We start from the raw sequence: 15,356 nt of genomic DNA on the forward strand, positions 1-15,356 counted from the left end.
TCTGATATCGAGCCTACCGCCCGCTCCTCCACGAGGGCGAGGAGCCACCCCGTCGCTCCCGGATTCATGCGGCGATTTCGCTGTATCCAGCGTCGCCAGCCACCAAGTCGCCGCGTTCACCGGCGTCATAGGCCCGCCGTCCCCATACCAGGACGTAGCCCCAGTAGGCAGCCAGCACCGCCAAACCGATGCCGATCTTGGCCCATACCGGAAGCGGGCTGGGCGTGACAAAACCTTCCACTATTCCCGAAACGAACAGCACCAGCACCAACCCCAGGGCCACGGTGATCAGCGACCTGCCTTCGTCCGCCACGGCCCGTCCCCGCGTCCGTGGCCCCGGGGACACCATGGCCCAGAAGATCCTCAAGCCCGCCGCGCAGGCAATAAAAACAGCCGTCAGCTCCATCAGGCCATGCGGCAGGATGTAGCTGTAAAAGACATCCTGCTGGCCCACGGCGGCGAAAACTCCGGCGGCGATCCCGACGCCCTGGGCGTTCGTGAACAGGATCATGGGTACCCAGAAGCCGGTGATGCCCAGTGCCACCGCCTGCGCGCTGATCCAGGCATTGTTGGTCCAGACGGCCCCCGCAAACGAGGCCGCAGGATTCTCCGAATAGTAATCAATGAAGTCTTCCTCGACGTACTGCCGGACCGCAGCCTCGGAGGCAACGGACCGCAGGGCCTCGGGGGACGTCCCGATCCATAGCGCGTAGGCGCCCGCGACCAGGACAAATGCGGCGCCACACACCACCGTCAGCCACCGCAGGCGGTACAAAGCCGCCGGCAGGGCAGCCACGAAGAACCGGGCCAGGTCCGCCATCACGTTGGACCGTGCGCCCGTGAAACGGGTCCGGGCCTGGGCAAGGGTGGCGGACAATGACGCAGACAGGCCACTCTCCGGGGCAATCGACCGGATGAAGGAAAGGTGAGCCGAAGTCGACTGGTAAAGGCGCAGCAGTTCATCGGCCTCTTCGCCGCTGAGGCGCCGCTTATGGGCGAGCTGGTGCAGCCTTGACCACTTGTCCCCGTTGGCGGCGGAGAAGGCATCCATATCCACGGCAATAGCCTAGCCGCCATAGACTGTGATCGTCCGCAGGATGGTTGACAAGGGATTGGGGTATCCGCTTGGGTTCGATAATCACCGGCGAGGCCGTGGTCCTGGAATTGCGCCCCGCATCCTTCGCCGCCCGTGCCCTTGGCCTGCTGCTGGATGTCCTGTTCAACATCATCCTGCTGGTCCTGATCCTGCTGGGCGTCGCAGCCGCCGGCCAGGACCTTGACGAGGCGGCAATGCGGGCGCTGACGCTGGTGAGCGTGGTCTTCTGCTTCGTGATTGTCCCGGTAGCCGTGGAGACCCTCACCCGGGGGCTCTCGCTCGGAAAACTGGCGGCCGGCCTGCGCGTGGTCCGGGACGACGGCGGCGCCATCCGGTTCCGCCACGCCGTGATCCGGGGGCTGACCGGATTCCTGGAAATCTACCTGACCCTGGGCGGCCTCGCCATCGGCGTCGCCCTCTTCAACAGCCGCTCCAAACGGCTGGGTGACATCCTCGCCGGCACGTATGCGCTGCGCCGGCGCTTGCCGGTGGAGGTACCGGTCCGCGTCTTTGTACCCCCACAGCTTCAGGCCTGGGCCTCAGCAGCGGACATCGGACGGATTCCGGATGCGACCGCACGGCAGGCTGCCCAATTCATCCGGCAGGCCGGGCGCATGTCACCGCTGTCCGCCGCCGGAATGGCCGAGTCGATCGCCACGGAACTGGCCGGGCATGTGGCCCCTCCGCCGCCCCCGGGAACCAGCCCGGACCAGTACCTGGCGGCCGTTACCGCCGAACGCCGTCACCGTGAACTCGCGCGGCTGCAGCAGTCCCGGCGCCGGAACTCGGCCACGGCGGAGCGGTTGGACCGCCTGCCGTTCGGCCCCTAGGCCTGGGCCTGGGCCTTGGCCGAACGGTGCTTAGTTGTTGTACTCTGCCCAGGGGATGTTCCAGTCGCCATAGCCGTCGTCGACGGCGGCGTAGTCGCCTTCGGTGTTGATGATCTGAACCACATCGCCGGTGGTCATGTTGTCGAAAACCCAGGCGGCGCCGTCGGGGGCGAACCCGATGCAGCCGTGTGAGACGTTCGTGTTGCCGATGAAGGGGTAGGCGGACTCCAGCGCCTGGTGGATGTAGGCGCCGCTCAGGGTGAGGCGGATGGCATACTCCACGTCCACTTCGCCGTAGTAGGCCGGATCGCCGGGCTTGAGTCCGATGCTGGCCGCCCGGAAGTGGTCATAGCGGTTCTTTTCCATCAGAACCGCGTAGCCGCGCGCTGACGGGAAGCGCTGATCGCCCATGCTGACCGGGAGGGTTTTCACTACCTGGTCATTAACGCTGAGCGTGAAAGTGTGTGCGGCGGCATCGGCGATAGCCACCCGCTTGTCACCGAAATTCACGGTGACCTTTTTATTGAAGTTGGCAATCTGGCCGTTGCCGAGGTCCACGCCGAAAAGCTGCATGTCCATGGTGACGGTGGAGTTCGCCGCCCAGAAGGCTTCCGGGCGGTACCGGACCATGGTGTCGCTGAACCAGTGGAAGGCCCCGGCCTGCCCTGCGCTGGAGGTGATTTTGATGGCCTTCTCCACGGCATCCCGGTTGACCACCGGTTCGCTGAAGATGACCTGCAGCGGCTGGCCCACGCCAACCTTCATCCCGTCCAGCGGGTAGATGGCGGCATCCGCCTCGTGCGTGCTCGAAACCGTGCTGAACGAGTTTGTGGTGCTGGTATCCCGTCCCGCCCCGTCAGTGACCACATACGTGTAGCTGTACTCGGTGTTGAATTTCAGCGGGTCGGTCGCAGTCCAGCTGCTGCCGTCCCCTGCGAACGTGCCGTGGACTACTTCACCGGCGGTGCTGGTCAGCGTGACGCTCTCGATCCTGCCGTTGCCCACCTTGAGCGACACCGGCGTGGCCGGGTTCACCTGCTTTGCGGCGTTGGCCGGCGTGACGTCCACGTTGACCGGGGCCACCACGGGCGATGCGACTCCCGGTGCGGACCGGACTGCGGAGCTGGCTTCGGACTCCAGGCCACCGCGCGCAAAACCCGGCGCGACGGCGGCGAACACGCCGCCCGTTGCGGCAAGGACACACACGGCTGCCACCAAGAGAATCTTCTTGGCGGTCCCCCGCCGGCGTGGCTTAACTACAGGTTCCATAGTCCGATCTTAATGCTTGGACATAACAGCCCCGGGCACCGTCTGCACCCGGGGCATCACACGTCAGTAACGATAGTGCTCGGGCTTGTACGGTCCGGCGATGTCCAGGTCCAGGTAGTCGGCCTGTTCCTTGGAGAGTTCCGTAAGCTCCACGTCGAGGGCGTCGAGGTGCAGGCGGGCAACCTTTTCGTCCAGGATCTTGGGCAGGACATAGACTTGGTTGCTGTATTCGCGTTCGCCTTCGGGCTGGTCCCGCTTGGTCCACAGCTCGATCTGGGCGATGGTCTGGTTGGCGAACGAGTTGCTCATCACGAAGGACGGGTGGCCGGTGGCGTTGCCCAGGTTCAACAGGCGTCCCTCGGACAGGACGATGATGGAGCGCTCTTCGGCGGTCCCGGCGTCGAGCACCCACTCATGCACCTGCGGCTTGATCTCCACCTTTTTGATGCCGGGGATCCGCGCCAGGCCAGCCATGTCGATCTCGTTGTCGAAGTGGCCGATGTTGCCCACGATGGCTTTGTCACGCATGCCGGCCATGTGTTCGGCCAGGATAACGTCCTTGTTCCCGGTGGTGGTGATGAAGATGTGGCCTTGGCTCAGCACCGACTCCAGCTTGGCCACCTGGTAGCCGTCCATGGCTGCCTGGAGGGCACAGATGGGATCGATCTCTGTGACGATGACGCGGGAACCCTGGCCGCGGAATGCTTCTGCGGCTCCCTTGCCGACGTCGCCATAACCGCAGACGACGGCCACCTTGCCGCCCATCAGGACGTCGGTGGCGCGGTTGATGCCGTCAGGCAGCGAGTGGCGGATGCCGTACTTGTTGTCGAACTTGCTCTTGGTGACCGAGTCGTTGACGTTGATGGCCGGGAACAGCAGCTTGCCCTGTTCAGCCAGCTGGTAGAGCCGGTGCACGCCGGTGGTGGTTTCCTCGGTGACGCCGCGCAGGCTGGCCCCGATCCGGGTCCACCGCTGCGGATCTTCCTGCAGCGAGGCGCGAAGCACGTCCAGGAAGATCCGGCCTTCCTCGGACTCGTCTTCGTCTGCAGCAGGTACAGCGCCGGCAGCTTCGAACTCAACGCCCTTGTGGACCAGCATGGTGGCATCGCCGCCGTCGTCCAGGATCATATTCGGGCCGAGCTCCGGATTGGTGTCCGCGCCCGGCCAGGCCAGGATCTGCTGTGCAGTCCACCAGTATTCCTCCAGCGTCTCGCCCTTCCAGGCGAACACCGGGACACCCTGCGGGTCCTCGACCGTTCCCTTGCCCACCACGACGGCTGCGGCGGCATCGTCCTGGGTGGAGAAGATGTTGCAGGAGGCCCAGCGGACCTCGGCACCGAGGGCTGTGAGGGTTTCGATCAGGACGGCAGTCTGGACCGTCATGTGAAGGGATCCGGCGATCCGGGCGCCCTTCAGCGGCTGGGTGGGTCCGAACTCCTTGCGGAGTGTCATGAGGCCTGGCATCTCGTGCTCGGCCAGGCGGATCTGGTGGCGGCCGGCTTCGGCCAGCGAGATGTCGGCTACCTTGTAGTCAAATGTCATGGGGTTCCTTTGCTTTGTCCGATGGCGGCGACGGCGTTGAAGCCTCTGCGCGAAAGTCGACTGCTGGTGGGGGTGCGGGTTGTCCAGGCGTTGCCTATGCAGTACCTGCCCGACTTGGGTCCGTGGCCGGCCGGACGGCGGGATCGTGCTGGTCCGAACCGGCAGCCGTGGCGGCCTGGAGAAGTTCCGGCGGCAGCAGCAGCGGAATACCGTCCTCGATCGGGTAGCGCAGCTTCACACCCGAATCTCCCGCCACCGTCGACACAAGCTCTTCGCCTTCCTGGACCAGGGTCGATCCGGTCACGGGACAGCGGAGGACGGACAACAGTTCAGGACTGATCTTTGGCATGATTGGTGCTCCCGACAGGGGCGCGTTCGCGCCGTTGGCTGACTGATTAGCAGGTTCCAGCCTACCGCCAGATCCGCCTCAGGAAGGTTCGCGCAGGACGCGCAGATGCCCCCGGCGGACGCCTTCGGTGCCGGCCGGGGCCTCCAGTGCTGAATGCGAGCCACGCTGACCAGGCGTGGTCTGCGACTTGGGCGGCTGGGCCGCTGCTTCGCGGACCGCGTTGGCGAGGGCCAGGAGGTCGTCCGGTCCGGGCTGCTGCGGGCTTGTGGGCATCGCCAGGCGAAGCACTTCCCAGCCGCGGGGCACCGTCAGCGACCCGGCGTGCTGCTCGCACAAATCGTAACAATGCGGCTCGGCGTAGGTGGCAAGCGGACCCAGGACGGCGGTGGAGTCGGCATAGACGTACGTCAAAGTTGCCACCGCCGACTGACGGCAGGCTGACCTTGAACATTGACGGATAGCTCCCACGACATCACAGACTACTCCGTATCCCAACTTGTTTGGAGTATTTGCCGAATCGGCGCCGCGCCTTGGCGCGAAAACCGGGGTTATGTCGCGTAATTCTGCGCCCGGGTTTACAGTCAAGGTATGCAGTCATCGAACCAAGATTCAGCTTTTACGGTCCGTTTGGCTGACCCGGATGACCGCGCCGCAGAAACGGGTTCGGGTTCGCCCGGCCGAAGCTTTGCGATGCGCCGCCGGAACCGCCACGGCCGCGGCCTGCGCGGGGAGCTGGTGTTGCCAACGCACCCCGGTTATCGGACGCGGTCGGACCGCTTTGACGACATGGTGCTGGATTCCGCGCAGCGACTCCACGACATCTGGGGCAAAACGCTCGACGGCGTCCGGTTTGCCGTCGACGAAATACCACCGCAGCTGGAGCAACTGGTGGCCGACGCCGCCCCGCCTCCCATGGGCGTCTACACTCCCGCCACGGCAGAGGAGGGCCCGGTGATCACCCTGTACCGCCGGGTGGTTGAGCAGGGTTGCGCCAGCCGGGAGGAACTCCAGGACCTGGTGCACGACGTCGTGGTGGAACACACCGCCGAAATGCTCGGCGTAGCGCCGGAGACCCTGGATCCGGTCTACCGCCGCCGGTACTGACGCCGCCGGTACTGGCCGGTCAGTATCCCAGGGAAACCGGCACTTTTTCCTGCCCTGAAGCCGCCGGCGTGAAGGCCACCGTGGAGACGTCGTCCCGGCCTTCCTGCTCCAGGAGCAGCGCGCCGTAGACAGCGTCACCTGACGCGGAGACAACGTACGCCACCACTTCCGACTCGTCCACCTTCTCGGATACCTTGATGGACGTTGTGGTGCCGCCGGCGACGTCGGCAGTGGCTGCCGCGCGGATCTTGCCGTCCGCGGTGATGGCAGCGTAGGAGACCGTGGCCCGGTTCTCGAGGACGCCGAACACGAGGGTTCGGTCACCGCCCTGGGGCACGGGCACCACATGCTGGCTTCCCAGCCGGACACCGGAGGCAGCCCAGGCAACGTCCGAGGCCTTCTCGTTCGTGACGCCCCGGGTGACGCGGGTTGCGGCCACAAACGACACGTCCGAACTGGTGGACACCGTGTAGTGGCCGGCGGGGACGCCAGCCAGCGAAATCTCGGTGACGGCCCCGGCTCTTGCCGTGACAACGCCGCCGCCGGGGAGCGCTTTCTGGCCATCACGACCGAAGAGCTTGACCTCCACCACCGCGTCCGACGGTCCCGGAACAGTGATGGCCAGCGCGGGGCCGGCGTCGTTGAAGCCGCTGTTTCCCGTGAGGGCGGAGATCGCGCCGGCGTCCTGGATGTCGACGCCGGTCATGACCTGCCGTGCGGCCGGAGCGGCGCCCGGAGCAATGAAGTCGACGCCGCCGGGCGTCAGTCCCCTCAGGACACTCTGCTGGATGGCCGCGGCCACGGGACCGCCCGCGCTCCGGACATGGACCGTGAGCTGGGCTTCACCAGGGGCCAGGCCAGCCAGGACGATTGAGCGGGTACCTCCCGGAGCGACCAGCAGCCCCCTGCTGCCTGGGGCCTGGATCTGACCCTTGCTGCCGAAGAGCTCCAGGCTGACGGTGGCAGGTGTGCTTGAGGCGTTGCTGAGGACAAGGACGGAGGCGCGGCCCACGGTGGTGCTGGCACCGGAGAGCCAGAGGTCGTTGGCGGGCGGCTGGCAATTGGCAGCCGCCGAGCCCTGCAGGTCACCGTCCGTGGCCGTGAATTTCATAAGCCCGGCGGCTGAGGGCTTCTGGCCTGCCTGGGCGTCGGCGCTCAGGAGGCTGGCGTCATCCACGCTGTGCCCGGCGAGGACGCCGGCGGTCAGGTCCTGGGGACCTGTCCCCTGGCCGGGCTGGCTGCCGTCCTTGGCGATCTCGACGGCGGGCGTCCCGTCAAGGGCGGCGAGCCTGCTGCCGGGAAGGACACCGCCGGGAGCGCTCAGGACGGCGCCCGTGACAGCGCTCTTGGCGGTCGCGGATTCGGGGCTGAACTGGGGGTCGGTGCCCGCCTCCGTTCCTTCGAGCAGGCGGGCCGGGCCAGGACACACCCCCGCGCTGGCGCCTGCGGGAACTGCAGCCAGCACGGCCGGGATGCTGCGGCTCCCTGCCGGCTGCGGAGCGACCGAGGCGGCAGCGAGTCCCGCGCCTGCTGCGGCCACAATCGCCACGGCCGAGACCATGCCTGCCAGCATCTGCTTGCGCGGGGTCCTGCGGGCTGCGTCCTTATGCATTCTGGTGTTCCTTACGCAAAGATCCCTCGTCCCTCGAGAGCCCTGTGTTGGGCCGGCGCGCGGGCATGGGAATGGCGAGCATTACAGTGAGTCCGATCACTGTGATCTGTGCGATTCCGGACCAGAGGGCCCAAGGGGCGTCGTAGCGGATGGTCAGCTGGCCGGCGGTGGCAGGCAAGGTAAAGGCCTGGGCCGAGCCGGATGTCGTGGCAGTGAGCTTCCGCCCGTCGAACCAGGCCCTCCATCCCGGGTCCGCCCGTTCGGCGAGCACCACCAGCCGCCCTTCCGGTCCCTCGGCGACGGGAGTGTCGACGTCGTCGTATTTGGAGGGCACCAGCGCCACAGTGGCGCCGGCGCCGTCCACGATCCTGACGCGATGGGCAACGTCGGCGGGCTGCAGTACCGGCTGGTTCAGCGGCGTAATCCGCCAGAGCCAGCCGACATCCGTCTGGCCGACGGCAACGAGCCCCGGAACTGCGTCCATCCTGCTGGCCGTGAGCTGGGCGGCGGTATCTGCCGAGCGCAGCACCACGAATCCGGCACCGAGGCGCTCAAGCTCGGGACGGGGGTCCACGCCTTGGCCGGCCACAAGCGTGGCCACCACGCTGCGGATGGACGCCGTGACGTCGTCGTCCTCCCTGACCGACTCCTGGCCGGGCGCGCCCAGGATGTTCCGGGCGGCGGCAATCGTTGACAAGCTGTCCAGGGTGGTCCCGGCACCGCGCATCAGGGCCGCGTCAAAGGCGCCGTTCTCCTGGGTGCTGATCAGCAGCGTGCGTGTCTGCTCCGGCCCGGTGCCACGGTCTATGGCGGTGGCGGGAAGCGTCCGGGCGCTGCCTGGCTCCACCAGCCTTGGCGTTCCCAGCGCGGGCCCTGCCGGCACGTCGGCCGGGAGGGCAACGACTGAGGAACGGAGCAGGTTCTGCGCCGACCACACCGCCATGCCGGCCAGCGGACCGGCAAGCAGCACCAGCATGGCAAGGGCCGTCGCGGAGCGAAGGGCCACGTTGCGCCGAATACTCGGCGACGCCGCCCGGTCCGCGGCATCAAGCAAACGCTCTGCACCGATCAGGGCTGCCCCGAGCAGGGCGAACCCGGCGGCGGAGACGGCCGGACCGGTGAAGGGTGTCACCAGGGTGTCGGCAGTTGCCCCGGTGGCAACGTGCCCTGCGAGCCAGCCACCGGCGAAGATCACCAGAGCCGCCACCCAGAGAACATGTGCCGTCCTGCTGCGCTTACCCGGGAGGAACAGGGCGGCAACGGCAAGCAGCAGGACGGGAACGGCCAGCAGCAGTGCGAGCACGAGTGCCCATGGGATCGCCTGGCCGCTGAAGAACGGAAGGCCGGACAGGCCACCTTCGGCGGAGAACAGCAGCGGCTGGCCCAGGAACTGCTGCCACAGCGGGGCCGCCTCGAATCCCAGCGGAACACCCGGGTCTGCCAGCAATGCCCGCGGCCGGTCGATAACGGACAGCCCGAAGGGGAGAAAGAGCGCGGCGCTGGGCAAAAGAGCCCACCACACGGTGCGGCCACGGCGGCCAAGCATCAGCCCGCAGAGCACAATAACCACAACGGCCGGGACTAGCAGTGAAGGCGCCGACGCGGTCACAACACCCAGCGTCAACCCTGCGGCGGCGGCAGCGGTCCAGGACGGCATGCCGTTGATCCCAGGCCGTGCGGGTGGTTTTTCGGTGAAACGCCGGTCATCCGCGGACGGGACAATGAACCGTCCGTGGCCCACAGCGGACCCGGTGGCGCGCAGGAGTGCCAGGACCAGCAGCGGAATCATGATGTGGGCCACCAAGGCACCGGCTCGGCCCTGGTTCAGTGCTATCTGCAAGGCAGGAGCGGCCGCCCAGAAGAGTGCGGCAACGAGGCGGAAGCGGCGCCGGATGGTCAGGCCCCCGGCCGCAAACCATGCGGTCAGCCCGGAAAGCGGGGCGGCGAGCAGCAGGAGCCAGGCCATGGCCGCGTTGGCGTCTCCCCCGCCGAGCAGGCCAAGGATCCACAGCACATAGCCGAAGGGGTCGCCCTTGCCCGGAAGCCCTGCCCCCAGGCTGATCCACGAGCTGGAGGCGTGGTGCCAGATTTCGCCAAGGGTGGAGGACACCGGAATGAGGCCTCCACCGGAAACAGCGTCGGCCCGGAACAGCCCGGTGAGCGCCGTGAGGGAAGCCACGGACGCGATGACGATGGCGGCGATGGCGCCGGTCCCCACCCAACCCCGTTCGGTGGTGGTCAGGGCAGCGAAGTCATCTGATGAGTCCCCCGTGGGCTGGTCCGCCAGGGGGTCATGGACCAGGCCATCGGCCGTGGAGTTGTCGGCGCCCAGGGCTTCCATCAGGGAGCGGCGGTGGTTCCAGACTTCACGCCGGGGCGTCTGCAGCTTCTTGATGACGGACCGCCGGATCCGCCGGCTGTTTGCCGCGGTCCTGCGGGCCTTTGCCACGGCACCGGGCCGGGCCAGGGCAGCGAATGTGGCCACAAGCTGGGAGAAACCGTGCCCGGGATCCTTGACCGCGATGCTGAGCACGAGCTTGAAGATGCTGCCCAGCAGCGCACCGACAGCATGGATAGGCACCTTCCACAGCGGGGCGTGCTTGAGGCGCAGATGGACCTGGGCTTTTCGCGCCGCGGAAGCGTTGCCCTGGGCATGGGGCCGGTGGGCTACGTGGAACATCCGTGCGGTGGGAACTACCACCACACGGTGCCCGGCGAGGCGGTTGCGCCAGCAGAAGTCGACGTCGTCGCCGGTGCCCGGCAGCGCGGGGTCGAAGCCCTTCAGGAGCTCCCAGATATCACGGCGGACCAGCATGCCGGCCGAGTTCACCGCAAACGTGTCAGTGCGGCCGTTGTACTGGCCCTGGTCCAGTTCGTCGGCATCGATCAGGGTAAGCCGCTCGGCCCAGCGGCTGGTGGAGAGTCCGACGTCGATCAGCCGGCGTTCCACGTGCCAGTCCAGTTGCTTGCAGCCGGCCACGGTCACGGATGGTGCGCGTTCCACGGCACTGAGGAGTTCGGCCAGCGCCTCCGGGGCCGGAGCCGCATCGTCGTGAAGCAGCCAGACCCACTCGGTGGCGGCGCGCTGGGACTGGCCTGCCCAGGGCGCGTGCGTGTTGAGCCCGGCGCGCACGGCGCCGCCCATGCCGCTCTTGCCGGGCGGAAAGGTGCTCACATTGGTTGCGCCGAAGGCCCGTTCCAGGAGGACGGCGGAGTCGTCACGCGATCCGGTGTCCACTCCGATGACGGAGTCCGCGGGCCGGGTCTGGTCCGCGAGGGCAGCCAGGGTTCTGGGGAGATAGGCACTGCCGTTGTGGGACACCACAACGGCAGTGACATGTACTTCCTGAAGAATTAGATTGCTCGCTTCCTTAGCCGCCGGCGCTCACGCTCGGAAAGGCCACCCCAAATGCCAAACCGTTCGTCGTTTGCCAGCGCATATTCCAGGCACTGCGACCGCACATTGCATGCACCGCAGACCTTCTTGGCGTCGCGCGTGGATCCGCCCTTCTCCGGGAAGAAGGCTTCCGGATCCGTTTGCGCGCACAATGCATCAGTCTGCCAGCCGAGTTCGCCTTCGTCGTCGAAGTCCTGCCTGAACGGCAGTCCGATCCACACCGGCTGAGTACTTGTTCCCTGTGCCGGGGTGCGTAGTTCCATGGGCGGATCCAGGTCGTCATCGTCCTGATCGTGTCCGCCGTCAAGGAGTGCTTCGTGCGCCGCCAGGAAGGCTGTGGCCTGGTTCTGGAGGGAGTCATTGGTGTTGCGGTTATGGCGGTCCGCGGCGTCGGGATCCGCGGGATCGACGTACCAGTCGCTCGGCACCCCCCGTGCGCGGTATTTAGCCGTTGCCAGTCCAGCGACGACGGCATCTTCATGGATACGCTCTGCTTGCCCCACTGCGACCCTCCCCAAATGTTGCAGCCCTTGCCTGAATACTTGGACACTCGGTTGCGTGTCCGTATTGATGCAGTGACTTTCGATATCTAATTACACGCGTGTAACTAGTAGGGAGTCAAGCCGTGGACGGGATAATAATCAACTTTCCGGGCCAATCGCTGGCACGCCACGCCCGGGAGTTTTTCGAAGTCCCCGCGCGCCGGAGGCCTGACGGTCCGCATCGGCGGCCAAAAGGTCCCGTTTCCGCTGAGTAGCTGCCAAAAATACAGGCGCAGCCCGAATTAGACAAATAAGATGACAAACTCCTGTGAGTAACATCACAGCCCTGCGGGACCCGCCTGGGATCCTTAGGGACTCGGCGCGCGGCATCCCCGCCACGGACGCCCCATGGGGTCCGTGACAAGATAAAGCCATGAGTATCCCGGCGATAGATCTGATGACCACCCTGCGTTCCGGCCACGCCACGTCGCCCCGCCTGACCTGGTACGGCCCGGACTCCGAGCGCGTGGAACTCTCCGGTCGTGTGCTGGACAACTGGGTGGCAAAAACGAGCAATCTGCTGCAGGACGAACTCGATGCCGAGCCCGGCATGCGGCTGACCCTTGACCTGCCAGCCCACTGGAAGTCAATGATCTGGGCACTGGCCGCCTGGCAGCTGGGCATGGAAACAGTCCTGGACGGCGGGGAGGCGGAGCTCCTCGTCACCGACCGGCCCGGAACCGTTGTGGGGAAGCACGACGCCGTTATCGCCGTCGCGCTGCCGGCCCTGGCGATGCGGTGGCCGGGTGACCTGCCTGCCGGAGTCATCGACTACGCCGCCGAGGTCCGCTCCCATGGTGACGTCTTTATGGCACACACGGACCCTTCGGCGGCCGGCTGTGCCATTCGGGCTGGCGGAGGCCAGCGGCACATCCACGAAAGCCTGATCACTGGTTTTGCGGCGTCGCATGAGGAAGGCGTCAGGCTTCTGGTCCCGGCTTCTGAAGGGCTGGAGCCGGCGCTGGCGAACTCGCTCGGCGCGTGGCACAGCGGTGGTTCAGTGGTGCTGGCGCACCCCGATGTGGAACTGACGGACAAGCTGCTGGCCGCGGAACGCATCCACGGCAAATAGTTTTCCTGCGTCAGGGCTGACGGCGGCTTTCTTGTGAGTCCCTGTCCGGCTGTTCCCCGCGCTGGGCGGCGGCAGCAGCAGCCTTCTCCTGGTGGTGCCGCTCGATGAGCTCGTGGTCGTGGGAGAACTCCGGTTCCTGGTCCAGTTCTTCGTTGAAGACCCAGAACCGGTAAGCGAAGAAGCGGAAGATGGTGCCCAGAACCAGGCCCACCACGCTGCCGGCTATAAAGAGCGAGGGCTTGTCGTTCAGGTCCAGGATGTACTTCGCGAACCAGACGCAGCCTGAGGCGATCAGCAGTCCCACGAGGTTCATGATGGCGAAGAGCACGGCCTCACGGGCCACGTTGGCCTGCTTGCGGTGGCGGAACGTCCAGTAACGGTTGGCAACCCACGAGAAGATGCTTGCCACGATGGTTGCCACGGCCTTGGCCCAGACCTCGCTGCCGTGCATCGGACCGGTGAACAGCCAGATGAAGATTGCCGAGTCAATGACGAAGGCCACCCCGCCCACGGCTCCGAACTTGGCCACTTCACGCCAAAATAGCGAGGCGAGCCCCCGGATACGATCTGCAAGTGCGCTAAACATGACCCTCCATGGCCGTCCGTTCATTGGGCCACACGGCCAGAGGTCTATTTTAGACCCGAAATCGGTGAACCGGCCCCACGCGGAGTGCAGGGTGATCGCGGAAATACCCGAAAAGCGGGCCCCCCGACGTCCCAAAGCCCGGATCCCGTGAGCTTTTCTGTAGGCTGGCATATGTGACTTTTCCAGTAATCGGCGTGGTTGGCGGCGGCCAACTCGCGCGCATGATGGCCCCGGCCGCTACCGCCCTTGGCTTTGAACTCCGTGTCCTGGCTGAGGCGGAGGACGTTTCAGCCGTGTCGGCTGTGTCCACTTCACCGGTGGGCGACTACAAGGACCTCCAGACTCTCCTCGACTTCGCGGACGGCCTGGATGTCATGACGTTCGACCACGAACACGTCCCCACGGACCACCTCCGCGCGCTTTTGGCCGCCGGCGTGAATGTCCAGCCCGGTCCGGACGCCCTGGTTAATGCCCAGGACAAGCTGGTGATGAGGGCCGCCATCGACAGCCTTGGGCTCCCGAACCCCACCTGGGCTGCTGTCGCTGACGTCGCCGCGCTCGTGGTCTTCGGCGAAGAAACGGGTTGGCCCGTTGTCCTCAAGATGCCCCGCGGCGGCTACGACGGCAAGGGCGTGCGGATCATCGACTCCGCCGAGGCCGCCGAAGAGGCTGCTCCGTGGTTCGAAGCCATGAGCCCGCTCCTCGCCGAAGCCAAAGTTGAGTTCAGCCGCGAACTGTCCGCGCTGGTGGCGCGGACCCCGGGCGGCGAAGCGAGAGCATGGCCGGTGGTGCACACCATCCAGGTGGACGGCGTCTGCGACGAAGTCATCGCCCCTGCCCTGGACATCCCCCTCGAGGTCGCCGCGGCTGCGGAAGACGCGGCACTGCGCGTCGCCACGGAACTGGGCGTCACCGGAGTCATGGCGGCGGAACTCTTTGAAACACCGGGCTCCGGCGCCGGCTTCCTGATCAACGAACTCGCGATGCGCCCCCACAACACCGGCCACTGGACCCAGGACGGTTCGGTCACCAGCCAGTTTGAGCAGCACCTGCGGGCGGTCCTGGACCTGCCGCTGGGTGCCACCGACATCCTGGGCCCGATAGTGGTCATGAAAAACTTCCTGGGCGGCGACAACCAGGATCTGTTTTCCGCCTACCCGGCCGCCCTCGCCAGCGAGCCGGCCGCCAAGGTCCACTGCTACGGCAAGTCAGTGCGTCCGGGACGCAAGATTGGCCATGTCAACCTCGTAGGGACCTCCACGGATGATGTGGACTCGGTCCGGCAACGCGCAACCCGTGTGGCGGCCATCATCCGCGACGGCCGGGTTCCCACCGAAGAATCAGCACGGATTTCCGAGGAGAACGCATGACCACCGAAACCACCACCGGCACCGCCCGCACCGGCCCCCGTCCCATCGTTGGGCTGGTCATGGGCTCAGACTCGGATTGGCCGGTCATGGAGGCCGCCGCGGATGCATTGGCTGAGTTCGGCATCCCTTTTGAAGCCGATGTGATCTCCGCACACCGGATGCCCACCGAAATGATCCGGTACGGCCAGACCGCCCACGAACGCGGGCTGCGCATCATCATCGCGGGCGCCGGCGGAGCTGCCCACCTTCCCGGCATGCTGGCGAGCGTGACTCCCCTGCCCGTTATTGGCGTCCCGGTCCCGCTGAAGACCCTGGACGGCATGGATTCCCTCCTCTCCATCGTGCAAATGCCGGCCGGCGTTCCCGTAGCCACCGTGTCCATTGCCGGTGCCCGGAACGCAGGCCTGCTCGCGGTCCGGATCCTCGCGTCGGGCACGGACGAACTGGCAGCCTCGCTCCGCGCCGACCTCGTGCACTTCGCCCAGGAACTCAACGACGTCGCCACCCGCAAGGGAGCCAACCTCAGGCAGAAAGTCAGCGAAGTCTTCGCCGACGGCAATGGTGTTCTCCGGGGCAGCCGTTAAGGA

The 15,356-nt window shown here is 66.4% G+C and carries 14 protein-coding genes; 5 read left to right on the forward strand and 9 right to left on the reverse strand.

Annotated features, from left to right (window positions below; all coding sequences use genetic code 11):
* Nucleotides 1–64: 64 nt before the first annotated feature.
* Entirely contained in the window at nt 65–1,057 is a 993-nt protein-coding gene (locus tag NG696_RS03965; RefSeq protein ID WP_252574148.1) for a stage II sporulation protein M, read from the reverse strand.
* 68 nt (nt 1,058–1,125) lie between these two features.
* Between NG696_RS03965 and NG696_RS03970 the strand changes: the two genes are divergently transcribed.
* Nucleotides 1,126–1,926, forward strand: coding sequence for an RDD family protein (locus tag NG696_RS03970; protein ID WP_252574149.1), 801 nt, complete (start codon nt 1,126–1,128; stop codon nt 1,924–1,926).
* A gap of 30 nt (nt 1,927–1,956) precedes the next feature.
* Here the strand turns inward: NG696_RS03970 and NG696_RS03975 are convergent, their stop codons facing one another.
* The 4 genes from NG696_RS03975 to NG696_RS03990 form a co-directional block, all read right to left on the reverse strand.
* Nucleotides 1,957–3,195, reverse strand: a complete 1,239-nt coding sequence (locus tag NG696_RS03975; protein WP_252566353.1) for a L,D-transpeptidase — start codon at nt 3,193–3,195, stop codon at nt 1,957–1,959.
* 63 nt (nt 3,196–3,258) lie between these two features.
* On the reverse strand, nt 3,259–4,737 hold the full coding sequence (ahcY, locus tag NG696_RS03980) for an adenosylhomocysteinase (RefSeq protein ID WP_252574150.1): 1,479 nt from the start codon (nt 4,735–4,737) through the stop codon (nt 3,259–3,261).
* Nucleotides 4,738–4,831: 94 nt separating this feature from the next.
* Complete coding sequence (locus NG696_RS03985) at nt 4,832–5,086, reverse strand: Trm112 family protein (protein ID WP_252566359.1); 255 nt, start codon at nt 5,084–5,086, stop codon at nt 4,832–4,834.
* Between the two features lie 78 nt (nt 5,087–5,164).
* Nucleotides 5,165–5,554, reverse strand: coding sequence for a DUF3499 domain-containing protein (locus tag NG696_RS03990; RefSeq protein WP_058929636.1), 390 nt, complete (start codon nt 5,552–5,554; stop codon nt 5,165–5,167).
* A gap of 120 nt (nt 5,555–5,674) precedes the next feature.
* Between NG696_RS03990 and NG696_RS03995 the strand changes: the two genes are divergently transcribed.
* A complete protein-coding gene (locus NG696_RS03995) occupies nt 5,675–6,190 on the forward strand; it encodes a metallopeptidase family protein (protein ID WP_252566362.1) in 516 nt (171 codons plus the stop codon).
* 19 nt (nt 6,191–6,209) lie between these two features.
* Here the strand turns inward: NG696_RS03995 and NG696_RS04000 are convergent, their stop codons facing one another.
* Genes NG696_RS04000 through NG696_RS04010 form a run of 3 tightly spaced genes read right to left on the reverse strand, consistent with a single transcriptional unit; the run spans nt 6,210 to nt 11,702 of the window.
* The gene (locus tag NG696_RS04000; RefSeq protein ID WP_252566365.1) at nt 6,210–7,802 is read right to left on the reverse strand and encodes a DUF5719 family protein; all 1,593 of its coding nucleotides are present in this window, start codon (nt 7,800–7,802) and stop codon (nt 6,210–6,212) included.
* The gene (locus NG696_RS04005; RefSeq protein WP_252574152.1) at nt 7,795–11,127 is read right to left on the reverse strand and encodes a glycosyltransferase family 2 protein; all 3,333 of its coding nucleotides are present in this window, start codon (nt 11,125–11,127) and stop codon (nt 7,795–7,797) included. Before NG696_RS04005 ends, NG696_RS04000 begins: the two co-directional genes overlap by 8 nt.
* Before the next feature lie 29 nt (nt 11,128–11,156).
* Complete coding sequence (locus NG696_RS04010; protein ID WP_252566370.1) at nt 11,157–11,702, reverse strand: WhiB family transcriptional regulator; 546 nt, start codon at nt 11,700–11,702, stop codon at nt 11,157–11,159.
* A 412-nt stretch (nt 11,703–12,114) separates the two neighbouring features.
* On the opposite strand from NG696_RS04010, the gene NG696_RS04015 reads away from it, so the two are divergent.
* Nucleotides 12,115–12,813, forward strand: a complete 699-nt coding sequence (locus NG696_RS04015) for a TIGR03089 family protein (RefSeq protein ID WP_252574154.1) — start codon at nt 12,115–12,117, stop codon at nt 12,811–12,813.
* Between the two features lie 10 nt (nt 12,814–12,823).
* Here NG696_RS04015 and NG696_RS04020 read toward each other — a convergent pair whose 3' ends face one another.
* On the reverse strand, nt 12,824–13,399 hold the full coding sequence (locus tag NG696_RS04020; protein ID WP_252566376.1) for a GtrA family protein: 576 nt from the start codon (nt 13,397–13,399) through the stop codon (nt 12,824–12,826).
* Between the two features lie 173 nt (nt 13,400–13,572).
* Between NG696_RS04020 and NG696_RS04025 the strand changes: the two genes are divergently transcribed.
* Together NG696_RS04025 and purE are read left to right on the forward strand one after the other, a co-directional pair.
* Nucleotides 13,573–14,769: a 5-(carboxyamino)imidazole ribonucleotide synthase gene (locus NG696_RS04025; RefSeq protein WP_308291940.1), complete on the forward strand. Its 1,197-nt coding sequence runs from the start codon at nt 13,573–13,575 to the stop codon at nt 14,767–14,769.
* Nucleotides 14,766–15,353: a 5-(carboxyamino)imidazole ribonucleotide mutase gene (gene purE / locus NG696_RS04030; protein ID WP_252566379.1), complete on the forward strand. Its 588-nt coding sequence runs from the start codon at nt 14,766–14,768 to the stop codon at nt 15,351–15,353. Before NG696_RS04025 ends, purE begins: the two co-directional genes overlap by 4 nt.
* The last annotated feature ends 3 nt before the right edge of the window (nt 15,354–15,356 follow it).

Source organism: Pseudarthrobacter cellobiosi (assembly GCF_023913755.1).
Classification (GTDB): Bacteria; Actinomycetota; Actinomycetes; order Actinomycetales; family Micrococcaceae; genus Arthrobacter; species Arthrobacter cellobiosi.

Excerpts from the sequence above, each read along its gene's own strand:
- NG696_RS03975 (WP_252566353.1), bottom strand. The coding sequence starts at position 3,195 with ATGGAACCTGTAGTTAAGCCACGCCGGCGGGGGACCGCCAAGAAGATT.
- ahcY (WP_252574150.1), bottom strand. The coding sequence starts at position 4,737 with ATGACATTTGACTACAAGGTAGCCGACATCTCGCTGGCCGAAGCCGGC.
- NG696_RS03985 (WP_252566359.1), bottom strand. The coding sequence starts at position 5,086 with ATGCCAAAGATCAGTCCTGAACTGTTGTCCGTCCTCCGCTGTCCCGTG.
- NG696_RS03995 (WP_252566362.1), top strand. The coding sequence starts at position 5,675 with ATGCAGTCATCGAACCAAGATTCAGCTTTTACGGTCCGTTTGGCTGAC.
- NG696_RS04000 (WP_252566365.1), bottom strand. The coding sequence starts at position 7,802 with ATGCATAAGGACGCAGCCCGCAGGACCCCGCGCAAGCAGATGCTGGCA.
- NG696_RS04015 (WP_252574154.1), top strand. The coding sequence starts at position 12,115 with ATGAGTATCCCGGCGATAGATCTGATGACCACCCTGCGTTCCGGCCAC.
- NG696_RS04020 (WP_252566376.1), bottom strand. The coding sequence starts at position 13,399 with ATGTTTAGCGCACTTGCAGATCGTATCCGGGGGCTCGCCTCGCTATTT.
- purE (WP_252566379.1), top strand. The coding sequence starts at position 14,766 with ATGACCACCGAAACCACCACCGGCACCGCCCGCACCGGCCCCCGTCCC.